20 protein-coding genes and 2 tRNA genes are annotated in these 20,714 nt (G+C 65.2%); 3 read left to right on the top strand and 19 right to left on the bottom strand.

Annotation, left to right across the window (positions count from 1 at the left end; all coding sequences use genetic code 11):
- Positions 1-73 precede the first annotated feature (73 nt).
- The 19 genes from AzCIB_RS21255 to ybgC all read right to left on the bottom strand — a co-directional run bounded on the left by AzCIB_RS21255 (position 74) and on the right by ybgC (position 17,451).
- Positions 74-958 (bottom strand): branched-chain amino acid ABC transporter permease, encoded by an 885-nt coding sequence (locus AzCIB_RS21255; RefSeq protein ID WP_050417728.1) that lies wholly within the window; start codon positions 956-958, stop codon positions 74-76.
- A gap of 87 nt (positions 959-1,045) precedes the next feature.
- Positions 1,046-2,263: an ABC transporter substrate-binding protein gene (locus AzCIB_RS21250; RefSeq protein WP_050417727.1), complete on the bottom strand. Its 1,218-nt coding sequence runs from the start codon at positions 2,261-2,263 to the stop codon at positions 1,046-1,048.
- 28 nt (positions 2,264-2,291) lie between these two features.
- Positions 2,292-3,020 carry an ABC transporter ATP-binding protein gene (locus AzCIB_RS21245; protein WP_050417726.1) on the bottom strand — a complete coding sequence of 243 codons (729 nt, stop codon included), beginning with the start codon at positions 3,018-3,020 and terminating at the stop codon, positions 2,292-2,294.
- A complete protein-coding gene (locus AzCIB_RS21240) occupies positions 3,013-3,768 on the bottom strand; it encodes an ABC transporter ATP-binding protein (RefSeq protein WP_050417725.1) in 756 nt (251 codons plus the stop codon). The genes AzCIB_RS21245 and AzCIB_RS21240 overlap by 8 nt, the downstream gene beginning before the upstream one ends.
- 306 nt (positions 3,769-4,074) lie before the next feature.
- The gene (locus AzCIB_RS21235; protein WP_050417724.1) at positions 4,075-5,715 is read right to left on the bottom strand and encodes an acyl-CoA synthetase; all 1,641 of its coding nucleotides are present in this window, start codon (positions 5,713-5,715) and stop codon (positions 4,075-4,077) included.
- Between the two features lie 185 nt (positions 5,716-5,900).
- Positions 5,901-7,562 (bottom strand): putative bifunctional diguanylate cyclase/phosphodiesterase, encoded by a 1,662-nt coding sequence (locus AzCIB_RS21230; protein ID WP_050417723.1) that lies wholly within the window; start codon positions 7,560-7,562, stop codon positions 5,901-5,903.
- Positions 7,563-7,707: 145 nt separating this feature from the next.
- Positions 7,708-7,783, bottom strand: a tRNA-Lys gene (locus tag AzCIB_RS21225).
- 41 nt (positions 7,784-7,824) lie between these two features.
- A tRNA-Lys gene (locus AzCIB_RS21220) sits at positions 7,825-7,900 on the bottom strand.
- A gap of 68 nt (positions 7,901-7,968) precedes the next feature.
- Complete coding sequence (locus AzCIB_RS21215) at positions 7,969-8,955, bottom strand: response regulator (protein WP_050417722.1); 987 nt, start codon at positions 8,953-8,955, stop codon at positions 7,969-7,971.
- Between the two features lie 20 nt (positions 8,956-8,975).
- Positions 8,976-10,775, bottom strand: a complete 1,800-nt coding sequence (locus AzCIB_RS21210) for an ATP-binding protein (RefSeq protein WP_050417721.1) — start codon at positions 10,773-10,775, stop codon at positions 8,976-8,978.
- 189 nt (positions 10,776-10,964) lie between these two features.
- Complete coding sequence (queC, locus tag AzCIB_RS21205; protein WP_050417720.1) at positions 10,965-11,648, bottom strand: 7-cyano-7-deazaguanine synthase QueC; 684 nt, start codon at positions 11,646-11,648, stop codon at positions 10,965-10,967.
- A gap of 52 nt (positions 11,649-11,700) precedes the next feature.
- A complete protein-coding gene (queE, locus tag AzCIB_RS21200) occupies positions 11,701-12,363 on the bottom strand; it encodes a 7-carboxy-7-deazaguanine synthase QueE (protein WP_050417719.1) in 663 nt (220 codons plus the stop codon).
- A gap of 7 nt (positions 12,364-12,370) precedes the next feature.
- Entirely contained in the window at positions 12,371-13,099 is a 729-nt protein-coding gene (ybgF, locus tag AzCIB_RS21195) for a tol-pal system protein YbgF (RefSeq protein ID WP_050417718.1), read from the bottom strand.
- Entirely contained in the window at positions 13,099-13,632 is a 534-nt protein-coding gene (pal, locus tag AzCIB_RS21190; RefSeq protein ID WP_050417717.1) for a peptidoglycan-associated lipoprotein Pal, read from the bottom strand. Before pal ends, ybgF begins: the two co-directional genes overlap by 1 nt.
- A gap of 47 nt (positions 13,633-13,679) precedes the next feature.
- Positions 13,680-14,972 (bottom strand): Tol-Pal system beta propeller repeat protein TolB, encoded by a 1,293-nt coding sequence (tolB, locus tag AzCIB_RS21185; RefSeq protein WP_050417716.1) that lies wholly within the window; start codon positions 14,970-14,972, stop codon positions 13,680-13,682.
- 83 nt (positions 14,973-15,055) lie between these two features.
- Positions 15,056-15,910, bottom strand: coding sequence for an energy transducer TonB (locus AzCIB_RS21180; protein ID WP_050417715.1), 855 nt, complete (start codon positions 15,908-15,910; stop codon positions 15,056-15,058).
- Entirely contained in the window at positions 15,907-16,317 is a 411-nt protein-coding gene (gene tolR, locus AzCIB_RS21175) for a protein TolR (RefSeq protein ID WP_050417714.1), read from the bottom strand. Before tolR ends, AzCIB_RS21180 begins: the two co-directional genes overlap by 4 nt.
- A gap of 16 nt (positions 16,318-16,333) precedes the next feature.
- Positions 16,334-17,008 (bottom strand): protein TolQ, encoded by a 675-nt coding sequence (gene tolQ, locus AzCIB_RS21170; RefSeq protein ID WP_050417713.1) that lies wholly within the window; start codon positions 17,006-17,008, stop codon positions 16,334-16,336.
- Positions 17,005-17,451 (bottom strand): tol-pal system-associated acyl-CoA thioesterase, encoded by a 447-nt coding sequence (gene ybgC, locus AzCIB_RS21165; protein WP_050417712.1) that lies wholly within the window; start codon positions 17,449-17,451, stop codon positions 17,005-17,007. Before ybgC ends, tolQ begins: the two co-directional genes overlap by 4 nt.
- Positions 17,452-17,634: 183 nt before the next feature.
- On the opposite strand from ybgC, the gene AzCIB_RS21160 reads away from it, so the two are divergent.
- Genes AzCIB_RS21160 through hslU form a run of 3 tightly spaced genes read left to right on the top strand, consistent with a single transcriptional unit; the run spans position 17,635 to position 20,709 of the window.
- The gene (locus AzCIB_RS21160; protein WP_050417711.1) at positions 17,635-18,804 is read left to right on the top strand and encodes an STAS domain-containing protein; all 1,170 of its coding nucleotides are present in this window, start codon (positions 17,635-17,637) and stop codon (positions 18,802-18,804) included.
- Positions 18,805-18,841: 37 nt separating this feature from the next.
- The gene (hslV, locus tag AzCIB_RS21155; protein ID WP_050417710.1) at positions 18,842-19,381 is read left to right on the top strand and encodes an ATP-dependent protease subunit HslV; all 540 of its coding nucleotides are present in this window, start codon (positions 18,842-18,844) and stop codon (positions 19,379-19,381) included.
- Complete coding sequence (gene hslU / locus AzCIB_RS21150) at positions 19,378-20,709, top strand: ATP-dependent protease ATPase subunit HslU (RefSeq protein ID WP_050417709.1); 1,332 nt, start codon at positions 19,378-19,380, stop codon at positions 20,707-20,709. The genes hslV and hslU overlap by 4 nt, the downstream gene beginning before the upstream one ends.
- Positions 20,710-20,714: the final 5 nt, after the last annotated feature.

Genomic DNA, 20,714 nt, shown 5'->3' with positions numbered 1-20,714 from the left:
GCGCCGTTCGGCGGCATGGTCGGGGCGCCTTGTGGCGCCGGAGGCGGAGCGGCTGGGTGACGTGGCATGGCGCTCAGCGCTCCCGCCCGAAAAGTCCGGCCGGCCGCAACAACAGCACGATGCCCATGATGACGAAGATCACGACCGCGGAGGCTTCCGGATAGAACACCTTGGTCAGGCCTTCGACCAGGCCGAGGCCGAGGCCGGTCACGATGGAGCCCATGATCGAGCCCATGCCGCCGATGACGACGACGGCGAACACGACGATGATGAGGTTGGAGCCCATGACCGGGTTCACCTGGAGCACCGGCGCCGCGAGCACGCCGGCAAAGGCCGCGAGCGCGACGCCGAAGCCGTAGGTGAGCGTGATCATCAGCGGCACGTTGATGCCGAAGGCCTGCAGCAGCTGCGGGTTCTCGGTGCCTGCGCGCAGGTAGGAGCCGAGCTTGGTGCGCTCGATGACGAACCAGCTGCCGAAGCACACGACCAGCGACACCGCGATGACCCAGGCGCGGTATTTCGGCAGGAACATGAAGCCGAGGTTGAGGCCGCCCGCCAGCAGCTCGGGGACCGGGTAGCTTTCGCCCGAGATGCCGAAGCGGTAGCGGAACAGCCCTTCGATGATCAGCGCGAGACCGAAGGTGAGCAGCAGGCCGTACAGGTGGTCCAGCTTGTACAGGTGCTTGAGCATCGTGCGCTCGATCAGCATCCCGAACGCCCCGACGACGACGGGGACGGCGACCAGCGCGATCCAGTAATTGAGCCCTAGCCAGGTCAGGCCGATCCACGCGCCGAAGGCCCCCATCATGTACAGCGCGCCGTGCGCGAAGTTGATGATGTTGAGCAGGCCGAAGATGATCGCCAGCCCCAAGCTGAGGATCGCGTAGAACGAGCCGTTGATGAGCCCGATCAGCAGCTGTCCCATCAGGGCCTGGATCGGAATGCCGAAGATGTCCATGGTCTCACGCTCGGGTGTCGGTGCGGGCCGCAGGATCGTGTGCGCCTGCGGCGCTCACGATCCCTGCTCATGGCCGGGCTGGCGAGCCTACTTCTTGACCAGCGGGCACTTGCTCTCGGCCAGCGGGATGAAGGCCTCGTCGCCCTTGATGACTTCGCGGATGTGGTAGTAGTCCCACGGGTACTTCGACTCGGACGGCTTCTTCACCTGCGCGAGGTACATGTCATGCACCATGCGGCCGTCGGCGCGCACCTTGCCGTTCTTCGCGAAGAAATCGTTCACCGGCATCTCGCGCATCTTCGCCATCACGGCCTTCGCCTCGTCGGTACCTGCCGCCTTCACGGCCTTCAGATAGTGATAGACGGACGAGTAGTTGCCGGCCTGCACCATCGTCGGCATGCGCTTCATCTTCTCGAAGAAGCGCTTCGACCACGCGCGCGTCTCGTCGTTGTAGTCCCAGTAGAAGCCCGTCGTCAGGTACATTCCTGCCGTCGCTTCGAGGCCGAGGCTATGCACGTCGGAAATGAACATCAGCAGCCCGGCGAGCGACTGCTTGGGCGTGATGCCGAACTCCTTGGCCTGCTTGATCGAGTTGATCGTGTCCGCGCCCGCATTGGCGAGGCCGATCACCTGCGCGCCCGAGGCCTGCGCGCTGAGCAGGAAGGACGAGAAGTCGCTGCCCGGGAAGGGGTGGCGCACGCTGCCGAGCACCTTGCCGCCGCTCTTCGTGACGACGTCCGAGGTGTTCTTCTCGAGCGAGTGGCCGAAGGCGTAGTCGGCGGTGATGAAATACCAGTTCTTGCCGCCCTGCTTGACCACGGCCTTCGCGGTGCCGACCGGCAGCGAGTAGGTGTCGTAGGTCCAGTGCACGGTGGTGTCGTTGCACTGCTCGTTGGTGATCGGCGTCGAACCGGCGCCCGACACGAGCGAGATGCGATTCTTCTCGTTGGCGACCTTCATTACCGCGAGCGCCGTCGACGTCGTCACGAGGTCGACGATCGTGTCGACCTTCTGCGTGTCGAACCACTCGCGCGCCTTGTTGGCGGAGATGTCGGCCTTGTTCTGGTGGTCGGCGGAGATGACCTCGATCTTGAAGTCGGGTTTCTCCTTCGCGATGAAATCCTCGACCGCCATTTTCGTGGCTTCAACCGTGCCGGGGCCGGCGAGGTCGGAATAGGTGCCCGACATGTCGGTGAGCACGCCCAGCTTCACGATGCCGTCACTGACCGTCGTCGCCGCGGGCGACAGCGCCGGTGCCATCGCGACTGCTGCCGCGATCGCCGAACCCAGAATCTTGCGCTTCATCCTCTCTCTCCTCCTCGTGTGCCGGGGCTCAAACGCCCAGCAGTTTTTGCAGCACGGGCATCTTCGAATCGAGCTCATCCTTGCTCACCATCTCGACGATGCGTCCGTGTTCGATGACGTAGTGGCGGTCCGCGAGCGGCGCCGCGAAGCGGAAATTCTGTTCGACCAGGATGATGGTCAGGCCCTTCTCCTTGAGCTGTGCGATGACGCGGCCCAGGGTCTGGACGATCACGGGCGCGAGACCCTCGGTGATCTCGTCGAGCAGCAGCAGCCGTGCGCCCGTGCGCAGGATGCGCGCCATCGCGAGCATCTGCTGCTCGCCGCCCGACAGGCGGCTGCCCGGGCTGTTGCGCCGCTCCTTGAGGTTGGGGAACATCTCGTAGATCTCGTCGAGCGACATCCCGGAGCTGTTCACCGCGGGAGGCAGCAGCAGGTTCTCCTCGGTGGTCAGGCTCGCGTAGATGCCGCGCTCCTCGGGACAGTAGCCGATGCCCAGGTGCGCGATGCGATGCGTCGGCAGGTCGATGACCTGGTGGCCGTTGATCATGATCGAGCCGCTGCGCCTGCCGACCAGCCCCAGGATGGCCTTCAGCGTGGTCGTGCGGCCTGCACCGTTGCGCCCCAGCAGCGTCACCAGCTCGCCGCGGTTCACCTGGAAGTCGATGCCGTGCAGGATGTGCGATTCGCCGTAGAACGCGTGCAGGTCGTGCACCCGCAGCATCTCGGAGTCGGGCGTGAATGCGCTCGCCTTAGCCATGTGCGGTACCCATGTAGGCCTCCAGTACGCGCGGATCGGCCGAGACGACCTCGTAAGGCCCTTCGGCGAGCACGGCGCCGCGCTGCAGGACGGTGATCGTGTCGCAGATATGCGAGACCACTCCGAGGTTGTGCTCGACCATCAGCACGGTCCGGTTGGCCGCGACGCGCTTGATCAGGTCGGCCACGCGTCCTACGTCCTCGTGGCCCATGCCCTGCGTCGGTTCGTCGAGCAGCATCAACTCGGGCTCCAGTGCGAGCGTCGTCGCGATCTCCAGCGCGCGCTTGCGCCCGTAGGGCAGTTCCACCGTCAACGTGTCGGCGAAGGATTGCAGGTCGACGGCTTCCAGCAACTCCATCGCCCGTCCGTTGAGCACGTCGAGGCTCCTTGCGGAGCGCCAGAAGTGGAAGCTCGTGCCGAGCTTGCGCTGCAGCGCGACGCGCACGTTTTCGAGCACCGACAGATGCGGAAACACCGCCGAGATCTGGAACGAGCGCACGATGCCGCGACGCGCGATCTGCGCGGACTTCTCGGGCGTGATGTCGATGCCGTTGAAGTGAATCGTGCCGCGCGTGGGCGTGAGGAACTTCGTCAGCAGGTTGAAGACCGTCGTCTTGCCCGCCCCGTTGGGGCCGATCAGGGCATGGATGGTGCCCCGCTGCACCTGCAGCTTGACCTTGTCGACCGCGACGAACCCCTTGAACTCCTTCGTGAGGTCGGTGGTTTGAAGGATGTAATCCGTGCTCATCGCGTCTGCCAATCCTGCCTCTCTCTGTGGGTCGAAGCTGAACTGCGCCGGCAGCGGGGTGCCGGTTGAAACACGTGCCCGGCTCACCTGTCGCGGGCGACGAACCGATTATAAGAATCAGTGTTGCATAGATATGTATCTTTGATCACGGCCGGCACAAGTTAACACCCGTGCATCGGGGCGTCAATGCGTGTGGACTACGGGTGAACCCGCATGGTTGCTCGATCTGCAGGCGGCACGGCAAGAAAAAAGCCGCCGTTGCTTGTGCAACGGCGGCTTTTCCGGACGCGGTCCGGCAGTCGCGTGTTACTCGATCGCGGACGTCGACTTCGCCTGCTCGCGCAGCACGAACTTCTGGATCTTGCCGGTCGAGGTCTTGGGCAACACGCAGAACTCGACGAACTTCGGCACCTTGTAGCGCGCGAGATGCTCGCGGCAGTGCGCGATGATGTCCTCGGCCGTCACCGCAACGCCTTCCTTGACCTCGATGTAGGCCGCCGGCACCTCACCCCACTTCGGATCGGGCTTCGCCACCACCGCCGCCGTCATCACCGCCGGATGACGGTACAGCACGTCCTCGACCTCCAGCGACGAGATGTTCTCGCCGCCCGAGATGATCACGTCCTTGGAGCGATCCTTGATCTTGACGTAGCCGTCCGGCTGCATCACGCCCAGGTCGCCGGTGTGGAACCAGCCGCCCGCGAAGGCCTCCTCGCTTGCCTTCTCGTTTTTCAGGTAGCCCTTCATGACGAGGTTGCCGCGGAACATGAGTTCGCCCATCGTCTCGCCGTCGGCCGGCACGGGCTCCATCGTCTCCGGATTGAGCACCGTGATCGCTTCCTGCATGTGGTAGCGCACCCCCTGGCGACCGTTGCGCTCCGCGCGGTTGGCGATCGGCAGGTCGTCCCATTCGGGGTGCTTCGCGCACACCGACGCCGGGCCATAGGTCTCGGTCAGGCCATATACGTGCGTGATGTCGAAGCCGATGCGCTCCATGCCCTCGATGATCGCGGCCGGAGGCGCGGCCCCGGCGATCAGCGCCGACACCTTGTGCTCGATGCCTGCGCGCATGCCTTCGGGTGCGTTGATCAGCATGCCATGCACGATCGGCGCGCCGCAGAAATGGCTGACCTTGTGCTTGCGGATCAGCTCGCAGATCAGCGCGACGTCGACCTTGCGCAGGCACACGTTGATGCCTGCATTGGCCGCCATCGTCCACGGGAAGCACCAGCCGTTGCAGTGGAACATCGGCAGCGTCCACAGGTACACCGCGTGTTGCGGCATGCCCCAGCTGATGATGTTCGAGGCCGCGTTCAGGTAGGCGCCGCGATGATGGTAAACAACGCCCTTGGGATTGCCGGTCGTGCCCGACGTGTAGTTCAGCGCGATCGCGTCCCACTCGTCCTGCGGCAGGCGCCATGTGTAATTCGGATCGCCGCCGGCAATGAAGTCCTCGTACTCGATCTCGCCGCAGCGGTCGGCGCTGGGGTACTCCGCATCCAGTGAGTCGATGACCAGCGGCTTGGGTCCCTCGAGCAAGTCCAGCGCGCGGCGGATGGTGGTCGCGAACTCGGGGTCGGTGATCAGCACCTTGGCTTCGCCGTGCGCGAGCATGAACGCGATCGCTTCAGGATCGAGGCGCGTGTTCAGCGTGTTCAGGACCGCGCCGGTCATCGGTACGCCGAAATGCGCTTCGTACATGGATGGCACGTTGGGCAGCATTACGGCGACCGTGTCGCCCCGCCCGACGCCCTTTTGCACCAGTGCGCTGGCGAGGCGCCGGCAGCGCTCGTAGGTCTGCGCCCAGGTGAAGCTGCGGTCGCCGTGAATCACCGACGTGCGCTGCGGATACACGTACGCCGAGCGCTCGAGGTAGCTCAGCGGCGAGAGCGGCACGTAGTTCGCGGCGTTTTTGCCCAAACCTTGTTCATATGGACTGTTCGACACGATTTTCCTCTTTATTGGAGTAGTTGATCGATGACGCCGTTGCCGGCGCCTGTCGGGATGGGCGGCCGTTGCCGGCCTTGGGAGTCCTGAAGCGGATGAGCGGAAATGTACCCAAAACCGCTAGACGCACCAAACTGTTCCGCGCCGGAATGGGCGATTTCGGCACGGAATCGGCGCGAAAATCGTCAGGTTCGCGGTCGCGCGAAACGGCGTACGAAGTCTTCCCCGCACACCGCCTGCCCGTAGAGGTGGCCCTGGAACTCGTCGCATCCCTCGTTGCGCAGGAATACGGCCTGGTCCTCGGTCTCCACCCCTTCGGCGATCACGCGTAGCCCCAGCGTGCGCGCGACGCCCAGCACGGTGCGCACGATGGTGTCGTTGCCCTGGTTGCTGCCGATGCCGCTCACGAAGCTGCGGTCGATGTTGAGCTTCGAGATCGGCAGCGTCTTGAGGTTTCCGAGCGGCGAGAACCCCGTGCCGAAACCGTCGATCGACAGCCCGATGCCCATCCGGTCGAGTGCCTCGAGGGCGGGGACAACGTAGGCGACGTCAGAGAGCACCGACTCGCGGAACTCGAACTCCAGCGAGCGCGGCGAAATGCCCGTCTCGGCGACGAGTGCCGCGACGCTGTCGACGAAGTCGATGCGTTCGAGCTGGCGTGCCGAGATGTTCAGCGACAGCACCGGCGGCGCGATGCCCGCCGCCTGCCACGACACGAACTGTGTGAATGCCTTGCGCATCACCCATTCGCCGAGCGGATGGATGAGGCCGTCGTCTTCGGCGATCGGCACGAAGCGGTCCGGGTCGATCGCGCCGATTTGCGGATCGGTCCAGCGCACCAGCGCCTCGACGCCCACCACCGAGCTGCCCGAGACGTCGAACTGCGGCTGGAAGTGGAGTTCCAGCGCGCCGTCGGCGATGGCACGGCGCAATTGGCGTTCGATCGTCGCGCGTTCGTTGGCGAAGGCAGTCATCTCGGCGGAGTAGAAGCGGAATCCGTGGCGGTCGTGGCTGCGCGCCTTCAGCATCGCCGCATCGGCCGCGGTTGCGAGGTCGTCCAGCGTGTAGCCGTCCATCGGATACAGGCTGATGCCGATGTTCGCGGTGGCGTAAACGTCGAGGCCGTCCACCGACAGCGGCTTCTCGAGCGCCTTGAGCAGCTGGTCGGCCGTCACGCTTGCATCGCGCGGGCCGTTGATGCCTTCGATCAATACCAGGAATTCGTTCTCGCCGTAGCGCGCGAACGTGTCGGTTTCGCGCAGGTGCGTCGCCAGCCGCTCCGACGCGGCGACGAGGAACGGGTCGTTCGGCACCTTGCCCTGCGGTGCCACCTCGACCATCAGCACCGCGAGCTGATGCGCGTCACGCAGGCTGCGCCGCGCGGCCTGCTCGAAGCGGTCGCGCAGCAGCATGCGGTTCGGCAGACGGGTAAGCGGGTCGTGGTAAGCAAGGTCGCGTAGCTTTTCCTGCTCCACCATGATGCGGGAGATGTCGGTGAATACGCCGACGTAGTGGAGGACCTCGCCGGTCTCATCCCGTACCGTGCTGATCGACAGCCACTCCGGGTAGATCTCGCCGCTTTTGCGGCGGTTCCAGATCTCGCCCTGCCAGTGCCCTTCGTCGCGCAGCGCGACCCACATGCGCGCGTAGAACTCGCGCCCGTGCCGTCCGGAGCGGAGCATTGCCGGGGTCTTGCCGACGACGTCCCCGGCGGGGTATCCGGTCAGCGCGGTGAATGCGCCATTGACCGCCAGGATGCGTCCCTGGGGGTCGGTGATCGCGATGCCTTCAGCAGCGTTCTGGAAGACGATGTGGGCAAATTGCCCGGAGTCCTGGATAGCCGTCATGATCCGCCTCTCGTGCACATCCGGATATTATGCCGAAGGCGACGGCGACTGGAGTTGCTTAACGTCATATGCCTGCATCGCAGGGGTGTCGTCGACGTTGCAGAAAGCAGAAAGGCCAGCTGCGGGAGCTGGCCTTTTCAGTGTCTGGTGGGGGCAGTAGGATTCGAACCTACGACCAATTGATTAAGAGTCAACTGCTCTACCAACTGAGCTATACCCCCGGGTGCTGCCAATCTTCTGCCGGAAAATTCCACCGGTAAGGTGGTAGGCCGTGCGGGATTCGAACCTGCGACCAACGGATTAAAAGTCCGCTGCTCTACCAGCTGAGCTAACGACCCTCGTGCAGAAGGAGCCGAATTTTATGCAACGGTTCGAGCTCCGTCAAGTAATTGTGACAGAAATTGCGTTATCCGGCCCCGAAGAGGCGGCGGAAGCCTGCGCCGAGGGAGGCCATGAAGCCGCCGCCCTTGGCTGCGGCGGCCGTTTCGGCGTGCGGTGCGGCCTGCTGGACGTCGGAAATCAGGGCCTCCATGGCGCCCGCCGACGTGGCCTCGACGGTGTGGCGGAAAGTCAGGGCCGGGTCGCTGGCCAGCGCGTTGTGCTTGCGCAGCGCGGACTGCAACACGAGCTTCAGGTAGCCGGTGCGGATGGGCTTGGGGACGAAGCGGTAGATCTGGCCCTGGTTGATCAGCGTCGTGATGGTGTCGGCGTCGCTCTCGGCCGTGAGCATGACCGTGACGATCTCGGGATGCTTGCTCTTCATGAGACGTACCAGCCGCGTCGCGTCGATGGTGCCGACGCGGGTTTCGGAGACGATCACCGACACCTGCTCGCTGTTGAGGATGCCCACAGCGTCGGCGAGGTTGCGCGTGAAGGACACTTTCGCGCTGGCGCCGACGAGGTCGGAGACGGCGCGTCCCATCTCGGGGTCGTCGTCGATGACGAGGATGCGTTCGCCGTTCGCGATGATGGGCGCGTCCTCTGAAATCTCCGGTGCGGCAGCCTCGACGGGCTGGGTCTTGGCGATCGTGATGGCCTGCGCGACGACCTTGGGAAGTTCAGCGATGTTCCACGGTTTGTTGATGAAGCGGAACACCTCGCTTTCATTCACCGAGCGTACGATCGCCTGCATGTCCGAGTAGCCGGTGAGCAGGATGCGCATCGAGCGCGGCGACAGCTTCCTCACTTCGCGCAGAACCTCGACGCCGGTCATCGTCGGCATGCGCTGGTCGCTGATCACGACGTCGAAGTCGTGCAGCTTCACGAGTTCGAGCGCTTCGGCGCCGCTGGTTGCCGTGATTACCTCGAACTGCTTCTGCAGCAACCACTGCAGGGAACGGACGATGCCCGGTTCGTCGTCGACGCAGAGGACCTTGCCGGCCAATCGTGTCATGTGTCTTTCTCCTGCCTGTGTCAGGCGGCCTTGGCGAGGGGCTGCTGCTGGCGTACCGGCAGCGTGACCGCGAAGGTCGTGCCCACGCCGACGCGCGTGCTGACAGTGATGTCGCCACCGTGTTCGGTGACGATGTTACGCGCAATCGCGAGGCCGAGGCCGGTGCCTTCGCCCGCAGGCTTGGTCGTGTAATAGAGGTCGAAGATGTGCGGCAGCACGTCGTCGGGGATGCCGCGGCCGTTGTCCTGCACTTCGATGCGGACCTGGTCGCCCTCGGCTACGCTGCGGACACGGATGCGGCCGGGGCCTTCGATCGCGTGAGCGGCGTTGTTGATGAGGTTGAGGAACACCTGGTTGAGCTGCGAGGGGTTGCACTCGACGTCGGGCAGTTCGCCATATTCCTCGACGAGTTCGATGTCCTTGGGAATCACCGTCTGCGCGATGTAGGCGACCGTGTGCAGGGACTTGTTGAGATCCGCGTTGGTCGTCGCCGCACGGTCCAGGCGGGTGAAGTCGCGCAGGTTCACGACGAGCTCGGACATCTGGTCGATGCCGCCGAGGACGTCCTTGAGCATCTCCTGCAGCATGCCGACGTCGACATTGCCTTCCTGCAGCTTGTCGAGGTTTGCCTTGAGCTGCGACACCTTGATCGTGACCTTGTCGCCTTCGACGTCCTCGAGGATGGTCGAGAGCTTGCCGGCGACCTTCATCGGCAGTTCCATGCTCTGGAGTGCGTCCTTGACCATCAGGATATTGTTCTGCGAGAACGCGAGCGGCGTGTTGAGCTGGTGTGCGACACCGGCGACCATCTGGCCGAGCGAGGCCATCTTCTCGGATTGGGCGAGCTGCTGATGGGTGTGGGCGCGCTCGGCTTCCTGCTGCTGGATGATCCTGTCGGCGCGGCGCACGATCGCCAGCAGGGCCGCGAAGAGCAGCACGAGCAGCAGGCCGATCGTCGCGAACTGGCGGTAGGAGGTCGCGTCGACGGCGGCCTGGTTTTCGACCGCGGCGGCTTCGAGCTTCTCCTGGTTGCTGGACGCGGTTGCGCGGATCTGCTCGGAGGTCTGCTGGATCTGCTTCAGGAAGGGGGTTACGTCGGAATACACCTCGAACACGCCGACGATGCGCGAGCTGCCGGGCTCGAGGACGGGCAGGTAGCTGCTGATCAGGTCGCGGTTCTCGACGACGCCCTCGAAGGCGCTGAACTTGCCGCGGTGGGTGAGCTCGCTCTTGGGTACACCGTCGAAGGCCGCGCTGCGCCAGCCGGCATTGGTGCTCTTGTCTTCCCCCATCTGCGCGTGTTCGGACGAGTACACGGTGATTCCGCGCAGGTCGAACACCTTGATTTTGAACACGGTGCTCTTCTTCATCGATGCGAACACCTTTGCATCGATCGACTTGAAGTCGGGCAGGGCCGCAATGCGCTTGCCGACTTCGGCGAAGCAGGCCTTCTTCTCGGGCGGAGCGACCTTCTTGCCCTTGTCGTCGGTGACGTCCGCCATTGCCTGGCAGGCCTGTGCATCGATGGTCTGCGCCTGGGCGACGAAAGGGGCGAAATCCCTTTCCCATAGGGCGTTCGCGAACAGGCGCGTGAGGTTGACGTTGCCCGCCTCGTGAATCGTCAGCAGGTCGCGGCGCGCGGAGTCTTCTTGCTGCTTGGCGAAGGATTGCTGCACTTCGCCGAAGAAGGTCCGTTGATCGTCACCGGTCTGGCGGAAGAAGTCGCCCTGCTGGCGTTCGAAGTAGATGAGGCTCAGCGCGACCAGGGCGAACATGCCCAGGCTGGCGAGCGTGAAATACCGGACTAGACGGAACTGCATCGAAAGGTCTCCCGCGAGGACGCAAGGTTACAGCCAAAGATGTTACGAAACCTTTCAGCAAACAGGGCTGACCTAGGTCAAAGGGTTTCGACTGAGCGCCTATTACGAAATGGGTGTCCGGCCGGGGATGGCGAATCAGTCACCCGTCATTGTCTGCATGCGCCGGTGCGGACCGGGCGCGATGCGTATTCAAGCATACCGCGTGGGGTCCGGAACTGCGGCCGCCTCGAAGCCGGCACGGCGCAGGCGGCAGGCGTCGCACATGCCGCACGCGCGCCCGGCGTCGTCGGCCTGATAGCAGGAAACGGTCTGGCCGTAATCGACGCCCAAGGCGCTGCCGCGACGGATGATGTCGGCCTTGGACAGCGCGATCAGCGGCGCGTGGATCCTGAGGCGCGTGCCCTCGACGCCGGCCTTGGTGGCGAGGTTGGCCATCGTCTCGAAGGCGGCGATGAATTCGGGGCGGCAGTCCGGGTAGCCGGAGTAGTCGACCGCATTCACGCCGACGAAGATGTGGTTCGCGCCGAGCACCTCGGCCCAGGCCAGCGCAATCGACAGCATCACGGTGTTGCGTGCCGGGACGTAGGTCACGGGGATGCCGCCGGTGCTGCCTTCGACGGGAACGGGGATTTTGTCGTCGGTCAGTGCGGAGCCGCCGAACTGGCCCAACTCGACGCTCGCGATGCGGTGCTCGCGTGCGCCGAGCGCGGCGGCGATGCGCCGCGCGGCGTCGAGTTCGGCTGCATGGCGCTGGCCGTAGGCGACCGACAGTGCGTAGGTCTCGAAGCCCATGTCGCGGGCGATCGCGAGGCAGGTGGCGGAGTCCAGTCCGCCGGAGAGAAGGATGACGGCGCGCTCGGGATGGTTGGTCATGGCAGGGGGCTCCGGGCGGAGGCGAAAACAACAGGGCGCGGCACGCGGGCGTTCAGCGTCCCTGCGCGTCGTTCCACAGGATCTTGTGCAGTTGCAGCTGGAAGCGTACCGGCAGGCGGTCGCGCACGATCCACTCGGCGAGCAGGGTCGGGTCGAGGCTGCCCTGTACCGGCGACAGCAGGACGGTGCAGCGCCCGGCGAGGTCGTGCAGTGCGATCTGGGCCTTCGCCCACGCGTAATCGGCCTCGTCGGCGAGGACGATCTTGATCTCGTCGTGCGCGGTGAGGTGGGCGAGGTTTTCCCAGCGGTTGCGCGAGACCTCGCCCGAGCCGGGGGGCTTGAGGTCCATGATGCGCGACACGCGTGGATCGACCGCAGCGATGTCGAGCGCGCCGCTGGTTTCGAGCGATACCGAGAAGCCGGCGTCGCACAGGGCCGCGAGCAGCGGGAGGCAGGATTTCTGTGCCAGCGGCTCGCCGCCGGTGACGCACACGTGCGGGATGCCGTGAGTGGCGACCGCGTCGCGCACCTCGGCGATGCTGCGGTTTTCTCCGCCCTGGAAGGCGTATTCGGTGTCGCACCAGCTGCAGCGCAGCGGGCAGCCGGTCAGGCGCACGAACACCGTGGGCAGGCCGACACGCGTCGACTCGCCCTGGATTGACGCGAAGATCTCGGTGATCCGCAGCCTGGGGCCGGCGGTTTCGGAAAGGGTCATGCGGACTTCAGGACTTGCGTGCGAGGCGCTGCTTGGCCGCCTTGCCTGCGGAGCTGTCGGGGAAGCGTTCGACGAGCTTCTTCAGCGTTTCCTGCGACGACTTGGCGTCGCCCAGGGCTTGCTGGCAGTTGGCCATGCCGAGCATGGCGTCGGGCGCGACGGGGTCGTTCGGCCAGTTCGTCAGCACGCTCTTGAAATAGTTGTTGGCGACAGCGACTTCCTTCGCCTGCAGGGCGGCATTGCCGGCCCAGAAATGCGCGCCGGGCTGCACGCCGCTGCGCGGGTAGCGCTTGATGAATTGGTCGAAGGCGGCTTGCGCTTCCTTGTACTTGCCTTCCTTGAGCAGGTTCAGCGCGGCTTCGTAGTCGCGCGACTCGGCTGCGGGATCGGGCGCGGGGGCTTCCGGCGCGGCTGCGACCGGTGCGGTCTCGAGCTTGCGCACGCGGTTGTCGAGATCGACGTAGAAATCGCGTTGGCGCTGCTTCAGCGCTTCGATCTCGTGCAAGAGGACTTCGAGTTGTCCGTGGAGTTTCGATACTTCGGTGCGAAGCAGCTCGTTCTGGTTCGCCAGTTCGAGCTGCCCGCTGCTGCTGGCCTCCAGCCGTTCGATGCGGGGGGTGATGTCCGTGCGCAAGTTGGTGATTGCGCGCCGCGCCTCCTCGTCGTCGAACAGCGCGTGGGACGGCGCGACGTACGACAGGGCGGCAACGACCGCGAGCGGCAGGAGGCGCGTCATCAGAATTCGCCCGAGTAGAGCATGTCACCGCGACGGTTCTGCGCGAAGCAGTCTTCCGTCGCTTCCGTGCAGCGCGGCTTTTCCTCGCCGAGGCTGACGGATTCGATCTGCGTTTCCTTGGCGCCGAGCAGGGTCAGGGCCTTGCGCACGGCGTCGGCACGTTTCTGGCCGAGGGCGAGGTTGTATTCGCGGCTGCCGCGCTCGTCGGCGTTGCCCTGGATCAGCATCTTCATCGTCGGGTTCTGCACGAGGAACTTGGCGTGCGCTTCGACCAGCGGACGGGCCTCGTCACGGATGACGTAGCTGTCGAAGTCGAACATCACGCTGCGCTTGGACAGGATGTTCTTCGGGTCGGTCAGCGCGGCGATGCCGGAGCCGGATGCGCTCGGGGCGGTCACGGTGGCGACGCCGGAGCCGGCGCCCTGGCTGCGCTCATCGACAGCGGCGCCGGCGGCGGGCTGGTCGAAGGTGCCGGTGCTGCTGCAAGCGGCGAGAAGGGTGGAAAGGAGGACGGGGACGAGCACTTTTTTCATGGGGTTTCCTGATCTAGTCGAACAGTGTTGTTGCTTGCGGGAGGGAGTTACCGGCTCTGCGGGCCCCAGGAGGGCTCGCGGACATCGGCGGCCTGCACCGACAGGCGCTGCTTCACCCGGCCGTCGGACGAAACTGCTGCAAGCACTCCGCGGCCGCCGGCGTCGGTGGCGTAGAGGATCATGCGGCCGTTGGGCGCGAAGCTGGGCGACTCGTCACGCGCCGAGTCGGTGAGGATCGTGGTCTGGCGGGTGGTGAGGTCCATGATGGCCACCTGGAAGCGCCCGCTGTTGCGCGTGATGAAGGCAAGGCTCGTGCCGTCGGCCGAGGGGCGCGGGGTCACGTTGTAGTTGCCTTCGAAGCTGACGCGCTGGGCACTGCCGCCGCTGGAGGAGGTACGGTAGATCTGCGGGCTGCCGCCGCGGTCGGAGGTGAAGTAGATCCACGCGCCGTCGGGCGACCATGCGGGTTCGGTGTCGATGCCAGGCGAAGTGGCGAGGCGGCGCACGCCGGAGCCGTCGGCATTAAGGACGTAGAGCTGCGACTGGCCGTCCTTCGTGAGCACGACGGCGAGGCGCTGGCCGTCCGGTGCCCAAGCCGGGGCGGAGTTGGAGCCCTTGAAGTTCGCGACCACCTGGCGCTGGCCGGTGGCAAGGGTATGCACGTAGACGACGGGCTTCTTGGCCTCGAACGAGACGTAGGCGAGACGCTGGCCGTCCGGCGCCCAGGCGGGCGAGATGATCGGTTCGCGCGAGGCCAGTGCGGCGGCGGCGTTCATGCCGTCGGCGTCGGCGATCTGCAGCTCGTAGCGCGGCGCCGCGTTCGGGCCGCTCTTGACGACGTAGGCGATGCGGGTCGAGAAGTAGCCGGGCTGGCCGGTGAGCTTCTCGTAAACGAAATCGGCGATCTTGTGGCCGATGGCGCGGTTCTGTGCCGGGGCCATGCGCATCGACAGACCGCCCAGTTCGGTTTGCTTCTGCGTGTCGAAGAGGCGGAAGCGCACTTCGAAGCGGCCGTCGCCTTGCTGAAAGATGCTGCCGGTCAGCACCGCGTCGGCGCCGCGGCCGCGGACCGAGGCCATATCGGGAACGGCCGTAACGGGGAAGGCGGCGAGGCCCATGTCGACGAGGCTGAAGAGTCCGCTGCGCTCGAGGTCGGCGCGCACGACGTCGGTGACGCCACGCGGCAGGCTGCCTTCGTTTTCGAACACGGGGATCGCGACGGGGAAGCGGCTCGCGCCGGCGCCCGTGATCTCGATCGACAGCTGTGCATGCGCGACGGCGCTGACGAGGGTCAGTGCGGCAGCGATGAGCAGATGGTATGCGGAGCGGAGTTTTCTCATGGCTGGGGCTTGCCTAAAGGCGAATTATAACGAATGGAGTCGAACGCGATGCCTAAAGATCGAAACTGATTCGAATGGTTCCCTTATTCTTCGAGCGGCCGGAAGCGCAGTTCGAGGGTGCGCTCGAACAGTTCCGGCTCCTTGGGCAGCGGCAACGGGCTCGAACGCCGGATCGCGCGCTCGATCGCATCGTCGAGCGCCGCGACGCCCGAGGAGCGCTTGAGGCGGATCGCGAGCACCTCGCCGCTGGGGAGCTGATCGACCTCGAACACCGCCTCGGGGTTGCCGCTCAGACCGGGCGGGCGCAGCAGATTGCCGCGCACCTTGGTGCTGATCGCGTTCCGGTAGGCGTCGACGACGCCCTTCGTGCGCGTGGCCGACGAACGTGCGGCATCCTCGCGCATCATGCGTTCGAGGTCTGCGCGGGCGCGGGTTTGCGCCGTTTCCTGCGCGAGCTTCTGCGCCAGGTAATCGTCCTTGGGCGGTGTCACCGGCTTGGGCTCGGGCTTCTTGGGCTCCGGCTTCGGTTCGGGCTTCTTCGGCTCGGGTTTGGGTTCCGGTTTGGGCTCGGGCTTCGGTTCCGGTTTGGGCGGTTTCTTGACCTCGGGCGCCTTGGTCGCGATGTCCGGCTTCGGTTCGGGTTTCTTCGGCTCGGGCTTGGGTTCGGGCTTCGGTTCCGGCTTGGGCTGGGGTTTGGGCGGCTCCGGCCTGGGTTCGGGTTTCGGCTCCGGCTTGGGTTCCGGCGCGGGCGGCGGTAATGTCGGTTGGGCCGCGGGCGGGGCGACGAGTTCGACTTCGAGCGCCGCGGGCGGACTGCTCTGCCAGCGGATGCCGAAGATCAGGAACGCAACGAGGCCCAGGTGAACGGCGACCGTCAGCGCCAGCGAGGCCCATTTGCCGGGCTGGTCGCGCTGCAGGTCAAGGTGCGTGTCTTTCATCGGGTGCTGCTGGTGCTCGTCTGGAGGCCGACCTTCTGGAAGCCGGCCTTGCGGATGCTGTCCAGCGTGTCCATCACTCGTTCGTACGACACCTGCTTGTCTGCGGCGACCAGGATCGGTTGCTGCGGATTGCGCTGCAGCGCGTTGTGCAGTTCGCGCAGCAATTCGGTGTTGCTCATCTTCTGCTCGGTCGAGTTGCTCGTGACCTTGAAGGTCAGCGAGCCGTCCTTCTTCACGGACACCACCATCGCTTCGGCCGGCGGTTGCGGCACTCCGCCCACGGTGGGGAGATCGACGCTGCCGGTCTGGATCATCGGCGCGGTGACCATGAAGATCACGAGCAGCACCAGCATCACGTCGATGTAAGGCACGACGTTGATCTGGTTCATCAGGCGGCGCTGGCGCATCGGTGTTTCCTCCCGCTCAGCGCAATTGGCGCTGCAGGATGTTCGAGAACTCTTCCATGAAGCTCTCGAAGCGGATGCTGATGCGGTCGATGTCGTGCGCGAAGCGGTTGTAGGCGACCACCGCTGGGATCGCGGCGAAGAGGCCGATCGCGGTGGCGACCAGCGCCTCGGCGATGCCCGGGGCGACGTTCGCGAGGGTTGCGGAGCTGACGTTGGACAGGCCGCGGAAGGCGTTCATGATGCCCCACACGGTGCCGAAGAGGCCGATGTACGGGGACACCGAGCCGACCGAGGCGAGGAAGGCGAGGTGCGCTTCGAGATCGTCGACCTCGCGCTGGTAGGTGGCGCGCATCGCGCGCCGCGCGCCGTCGATGACCGCCGCGTGATCGTGGCTCTTGCTGCGTAGCTTGGTGAATTCGCGGTAGCCGGACTCGAAGATGCGCTCCATGCCGCCGGTTTCATGACGCGCGGCGGCGGCCGACTGGAACATCGAGTTGAGGTCGCCGCCGCTCCAGAAGTCGCGCTCGAAGCCGTTGGTCTTGTTGCGGGCGGCGCGGATCTGGAAGGATTTGCGGAAGATCCAGTACCAGGACAGGAGCGACAGGCCTGCGAGCAGGGCCATGACGAGCTGGACCAGGACACTGGCCTGGCCGATGAGGCTGATGATCGAGAGATCGTGAGTGGCGGTCATGCTTGTACGAGTTTTTCCAGTTTTGTGCGCATGTCTGCGGGGAGCGGGGTTGGGCGTTTCCTGTCGAGGTCGACGCAGGCGATGACGAAGCGGCCGCGGAACAGGACTTCTTCGCCGCGCATTACCTTCTGCACGAACACCAGGCTCGCGCCGCGGAGCGTTTCGACCCCCGTCGTGACATGTAACGCATCATCGAGCATTCCGGGTGACAGATAATCGCCGGCGACGGACCGGACGACGAAGCCGATGCGCTGCTCGGTCAGCAGCTTCTGTTGTTCGAAGCCCGCTGCGCGCAGCCATTCGGTGCGCGCGCGTTCGCAGTAGCGCAGGTAGTTGGCGTAGTAGATGACTCCGGCGGCGTCGGTATCCTCGTAATACACTCGGACCGGCAGCGAAAATACGCAGTTTTCGCCGGAGATCGACGACGGGCGAGGTGTGTGCATCGCAACATTCTAGCCGACGGTGCGCCTTATTTAACATCCGCGGCGCCCGGACTGTTTTGCAAAAGGTAAGGTGAGGTCGGCCCTGCGTTCGGCTGCGGTGCAGCAAGGGGCGCAAGAGCCGGTTCCGAAATGCTATCCTTCCACATCCCCGACAAGTCCATTTCCGTTTGCACAGGTCGTAACGTGGTTCTTCCATTCTTCGGCAAGAAGCCCGCTCCCGGTACGCCGCCGTCAGGTACCGCGCCTTCGTCGGCGACGCCGCCAGCGGAGCCGCCTGAGCTGTCCAAGCTGGATTTTTCGGTCGGCGACCCGACGCACGCCCTGGCGCATTGCGCCGGCCAGGTCGAAGTGCAGGAGATGGGTGCGGGCATCGGTGCTGCCTATGAGGAAGCCGCCGTGCTGTACGCGAACGGAAACACGGTGGAGGCGGAGGCGGCGCTCAATGCGGTGCTGGACGGGCAGGGCAGCCATACGGGCGAGGGCCTGTGGATGATGCTGCTCGACCTGTACCGGCTGACCGGGCAGCGCCAGCGTTTCGAGGCGCGGGTGCTGGACTACGCGACGCGCTTCGAGCGGTCGCCGCCGCCGTGGACGGATTTGTCGAGTGCGCAGGAAAATCCGCGTTCGAACGTGGCGCCGATGGTGAACATGTCGGGCAGCCTTTCCGGTCAGGCCGCGGCGCAGTTCCAGCAGATCGCCATCATCGGCAAGAAGAGCGGCGCGATCCGCATCGATCTGGGGCGTCTGCGCTCGGTCGATGAAAACGGATGCACGCTGTTTCGCAACGTGTTGCGCGAACTCGCGGCGGAGCGCGTGAAGGTGTCGCTGCTGAACTGCGGCCAACTCGCGGAGATGCTGGCCGGACAGGTGCGCACCGGCGAGCCCAGCGGGCGGGACATCTGGCTGCTGATGCTGGAGATGCTGCAGCACACCGGCGAGCAGGAGCGTTTCGAGAACCTGGCGGTGGATTACGCGATCACCTTCGAGGAGTCGCCGCCGTCCTGGGAGGCGCGCGTCGCACAGGCGGCCTCGACGACGGCAGTCCATGAGGTCGCGCTCGATCTGGACGCGCCCGCGAGCGACGATTTCGTGCTCGACGGGGACCTTACCAGCGCGGCGGTCGAGAAGATCCGCAAGCTGGCCGCGCACGCGAGCGGCCTGCAGAGCGTCGAGGTCGACTGTGGCCAGTTGCGCCGCATCGATTTCGTCAGCGCGGGCACGCTTTTCAATATTCTTGCAACCCTGCAGGCGCAGGGTAAGACGGTCGTGCTGCGCAATGTTAACGCGATGGTCGCCGCATTGCTGCGGGTGATGGGGGTCGATCAGGTCGCCGTGGTGCTGCTGCGTAGCTGACCGGATTCGCCGTCCTTTCGGACTCGAGGAAAATCGAATGGAACAGTATCACGGCACCACGATCCTCTCGGTGCGCCGCGGCAATCGTGTCGCGCTGGGAGGCGACGGCCAGGTCACCCTGGGCAATATCGTCATCAAGGCGACGGCGCGCAAGGTACGGCCGATCTATCAGGGCAAGATCCTCGCGGGTTTCGCGGGCGGCACGGCGGATGCCTTCACGCTGATCGAGCGCTTCGAGGCAAAGCTGGAGAAGCATCAGGGCAACCTGCTGCGCAGCGCGGTGGAGCTTGCCAAGGATTGGCGCACGGACCGCGTGCTGCGGCGACTGGAGGCGATGCTGGCGGTCGCGGATCGCGACAATTCGCTGGTGATCACCGGTAATGGCGACGTGTTGGAGCCGGAGCTGGGCATCGTCGCGATCGGCAGCGGTGGCGCCTATGCGCAGTCGGCGGCGCGCGCGTTGCTGGAAAACACTGAGCTTCCACCCGAGGAAATCGTGCGTAAATCACTGCAGATCGCGGGCGATCTGTGTATTTATACCAATCAGAGCCACGTGATCGAGGTGATCGAGGGATGACGCAGATGACCCCGCCGGAGATCGTCTCCGAACTCGACAAGCACATCGTCGGACAGGGCAAGGCGAAGAAGGCCGTTGCGATTGCGCTGCGCAACCGCTGGCGGCGCGCGCAGGTCGAGGAGCCGCTGCGCAGCGAGATTACGCCCAAGAACATCCTCATGATCGGGCCGACGGGCGTCGGCAAGACCGAGATCGCGCGCCGCCTGGCGCGCCTGGCAAACGCGCCCTTCATCAAGATCGAGGCGACGAAGTTCACTGAAGTGGGCTACGTCGGCCGGGATGTTGAGACGATCATCCGCGATCTGGTGGAGGTCGCGATCAAGGACGGGCGTGAGCGGGAGATGAAGACGGTGCGCGATCGTGCGATGGACGCGGCCGAGGACCGCGTGCTCGACGCGCTGCTGCCGCCGGCGCGCCCGGTTGGCTTCGCCGCCGACCCGGAGCCGCAGGACACGGCGACACGGCAGAAATTCCGCAAGAAGCTGCGCGAGGGCGAGCTCGACGACAAGGAGATCGAGATCGAGGTCGCCGCGAACGCGATGACGGCGGAGATTTTCGCGCCTCCGGGCATGGAGGAGCTCACGCAGCAGATCCAGGGCATGTTCCAGAATCTGGGCGGCGGCAAGAAGAAGCTGCGCAAGATGAAGATCGGCGAGGCGCTGAAGGCGCTTGCCGACGAGGAGGCCGTGCGCCTGATCAACGACGAGGAAGTGAAGGCGGACGCGATCCGTGCAGTGGAGCAGAACGGCATCGTGTTCCTCGACGAGATCGACAAGATCGCAGCGCGTTCGGATGTGCATGGTGCCGACGTGTCGCGCCAGGGCGTGCAGCGCGACCTGCTGCCGCTCGTCGAGGGCACGACGGTGTCGACCAAGTACGGCATGATCAAGACCGATCATGTGCTCTTCATCGCCAGCGGCGCGTTCCACCTGTCGAAGCCGAGCGATCTGATCCCCGAGCTGCAGGGGCGCTTCCCGATCCGGGTCGAGCTCGAGAGCCTGTCGGTGGAGGATTTCGTGTGCATCCTCACGCAGACTGACGCCTGCCTCGTACGGCAGTATCAGGCCTTGCTCGCGACCGAGGGGGTGACGCTGGAGTTCGCCGACGCGGGCATCCGCCGCCTCGCCGAGATCGCCTTCCAGGTGAATGAGAAGACCGAGAACATCGGCGCGCGGCGCCTGTATACGGTGATGGAGAAGCTGCTCGAGGAGATTTCCTTCGAGGCCGGCAAGAGCGGCGTGGACAGGCTGATGATCGACGCGGCATACGTCGATGGGCGGCTTGAGGTGTTCGCCCAGCGTGAGGATCTCGCGCGTTACGTTCTGTGAGGTGC

It is taken from the genome of Azoarcus sp. CIB, from assembly GCF_001190925.1.
Classification (GTDB): domain Bacteria; phylum Pseudomonadota; class Gammaproteobacteria; order Burkholderiales; family Rhodocyclaceae; genus Aromatoleum.
This window is presented reverse-complemented; position numbering and strand designations above follow the sequence as displayed.

Excerpts from the sequence above, each read along its gene's own strand:
- AzCIB_RS21255 (WP_050417728.1), bottom strand. The coding sequence starts at position 958 with ATGGACATCTTCGGCATTCCGATCCAGGCCCTGATGGGACAGCTGCTG.
- AzCIB_RS21250 (WP_050417727.1), bottom strand. The coding sequence starts at position 2,263 with ATGAAGCGCAAGATTCTGGGTTCGGCGATCGCGGCAGCAGTCGCGATG.
- AzCIB_RS21245 (WP_050417726.1), bottom strand. The coding sequence starts at position 3,020 with ATGGCTAAGGCGAGCGCATTCACGCCCGACTCCGAGATGCTGCGGGTG.
- AzCIB_RS21240 (WP_050417725.1), bottom strand. The coding sequence starts at position 3,768 with ATGAGCACGGATTACATCCTTCAAACCACCGACCTCACGAAGGAGTTC.
- AzCIB_RS21230 (WP_050417723.1), bottom strand. The coding sequence starts at position 7,562 with ATGACGGCTATCCAGGACTCCGGGCAATTTGCCCACATCGTCTTCCAG.
- AzCIB_RS21215 (WP_050417722.1), bottom strand. The coding sequence starts at position 8,955 with ATGACACGATTGGCCGGCAAGGTCCTCTGCGTCGACGACGAACCGGGC.
- AzCIB_RS21210 (WP_050417721.1), bottom strand. The coding sequence starts at position 10,775 with ATGCAGTTCCGTCTAGTCCGGTATTTCACGCTCGCCAGCCTGGGCATG.
- queC (WP_050417720.1), bottom strand. The coding sequence starts at position 11,648 with ATGACCAACCATCCCGAGCGCGCCGTCATCCTTCTCTCCGGCGGACTG.
- queE (WP_050417719.1), bottom strand. The coding sequence starts at position 12,363 with ATGACCCTTTCCGAAACCGCCGGCCCCAGGCTGCGGATCACCGAGATC.
- ybgF (WP_050417718.1), bottom strand. The coding sequence starts at position 13,099 with ATGACGCGCCTCCTGCCGCTCGCGGTCGTTGCCGCCCTGTCGTACGTC.
- pal (WP_050417717.1), bottom strand. The coding sequence starts at position 13,632 with ATGAAAAAAGTGCTCGTCCCCGTCCTCCTTTCCACCCTTCTCGCCGCT.
- tolB (WP_050417716.1), bottom strand. The coding sequence starts at position 14,972 with ATGAGAAAACTCCGCTCCGCATACCATCTGCTCATCGCTGCCGCACTG.
- AzCIB_RS21180 (WP_050417715.1), bottom strand. The coding sequence starts at position 15,910 with ATGAAAGACACGCACCTTGACCTGCAGCGCGACCAGCCCGGCAAATGG.
- tolR (WP_050417714.1), bottom strand. The coding sequence starts at position 16,317 with ATGCGCCAGCGCCGCCTGATGAACCAGATCAACGTCGTGCCTTACATC.
- tolQ (WP_050417713.1), bottom strand. The coding sequence starts at position 17,008 with ATGACCGCCACTCACGATCTCTCGATCATCAGCCTCATCGGCCAGGCC.
- ybgC (WP_050417712.1), bottom strand. The coding sequence starts at position 17,451 with ATGCACACACCTCGCCCGTCGTCGATCTCCGGCGAAAACTGCGTATTT.
- hslV (WP_050417710.1), top strand. The coding sequence starts at position 18,842 with ATGGAACAGTATCACGGCACCACGATCCTCTCGGTGCGCCGCGGCAAT.
- hslU (WP_050417709.1), top strand. The coding sequence starts at position 19,378 with ATGACGCAGATGACCCCGCCGGAGATCGTCTCCGAACTCGACAAGCAC.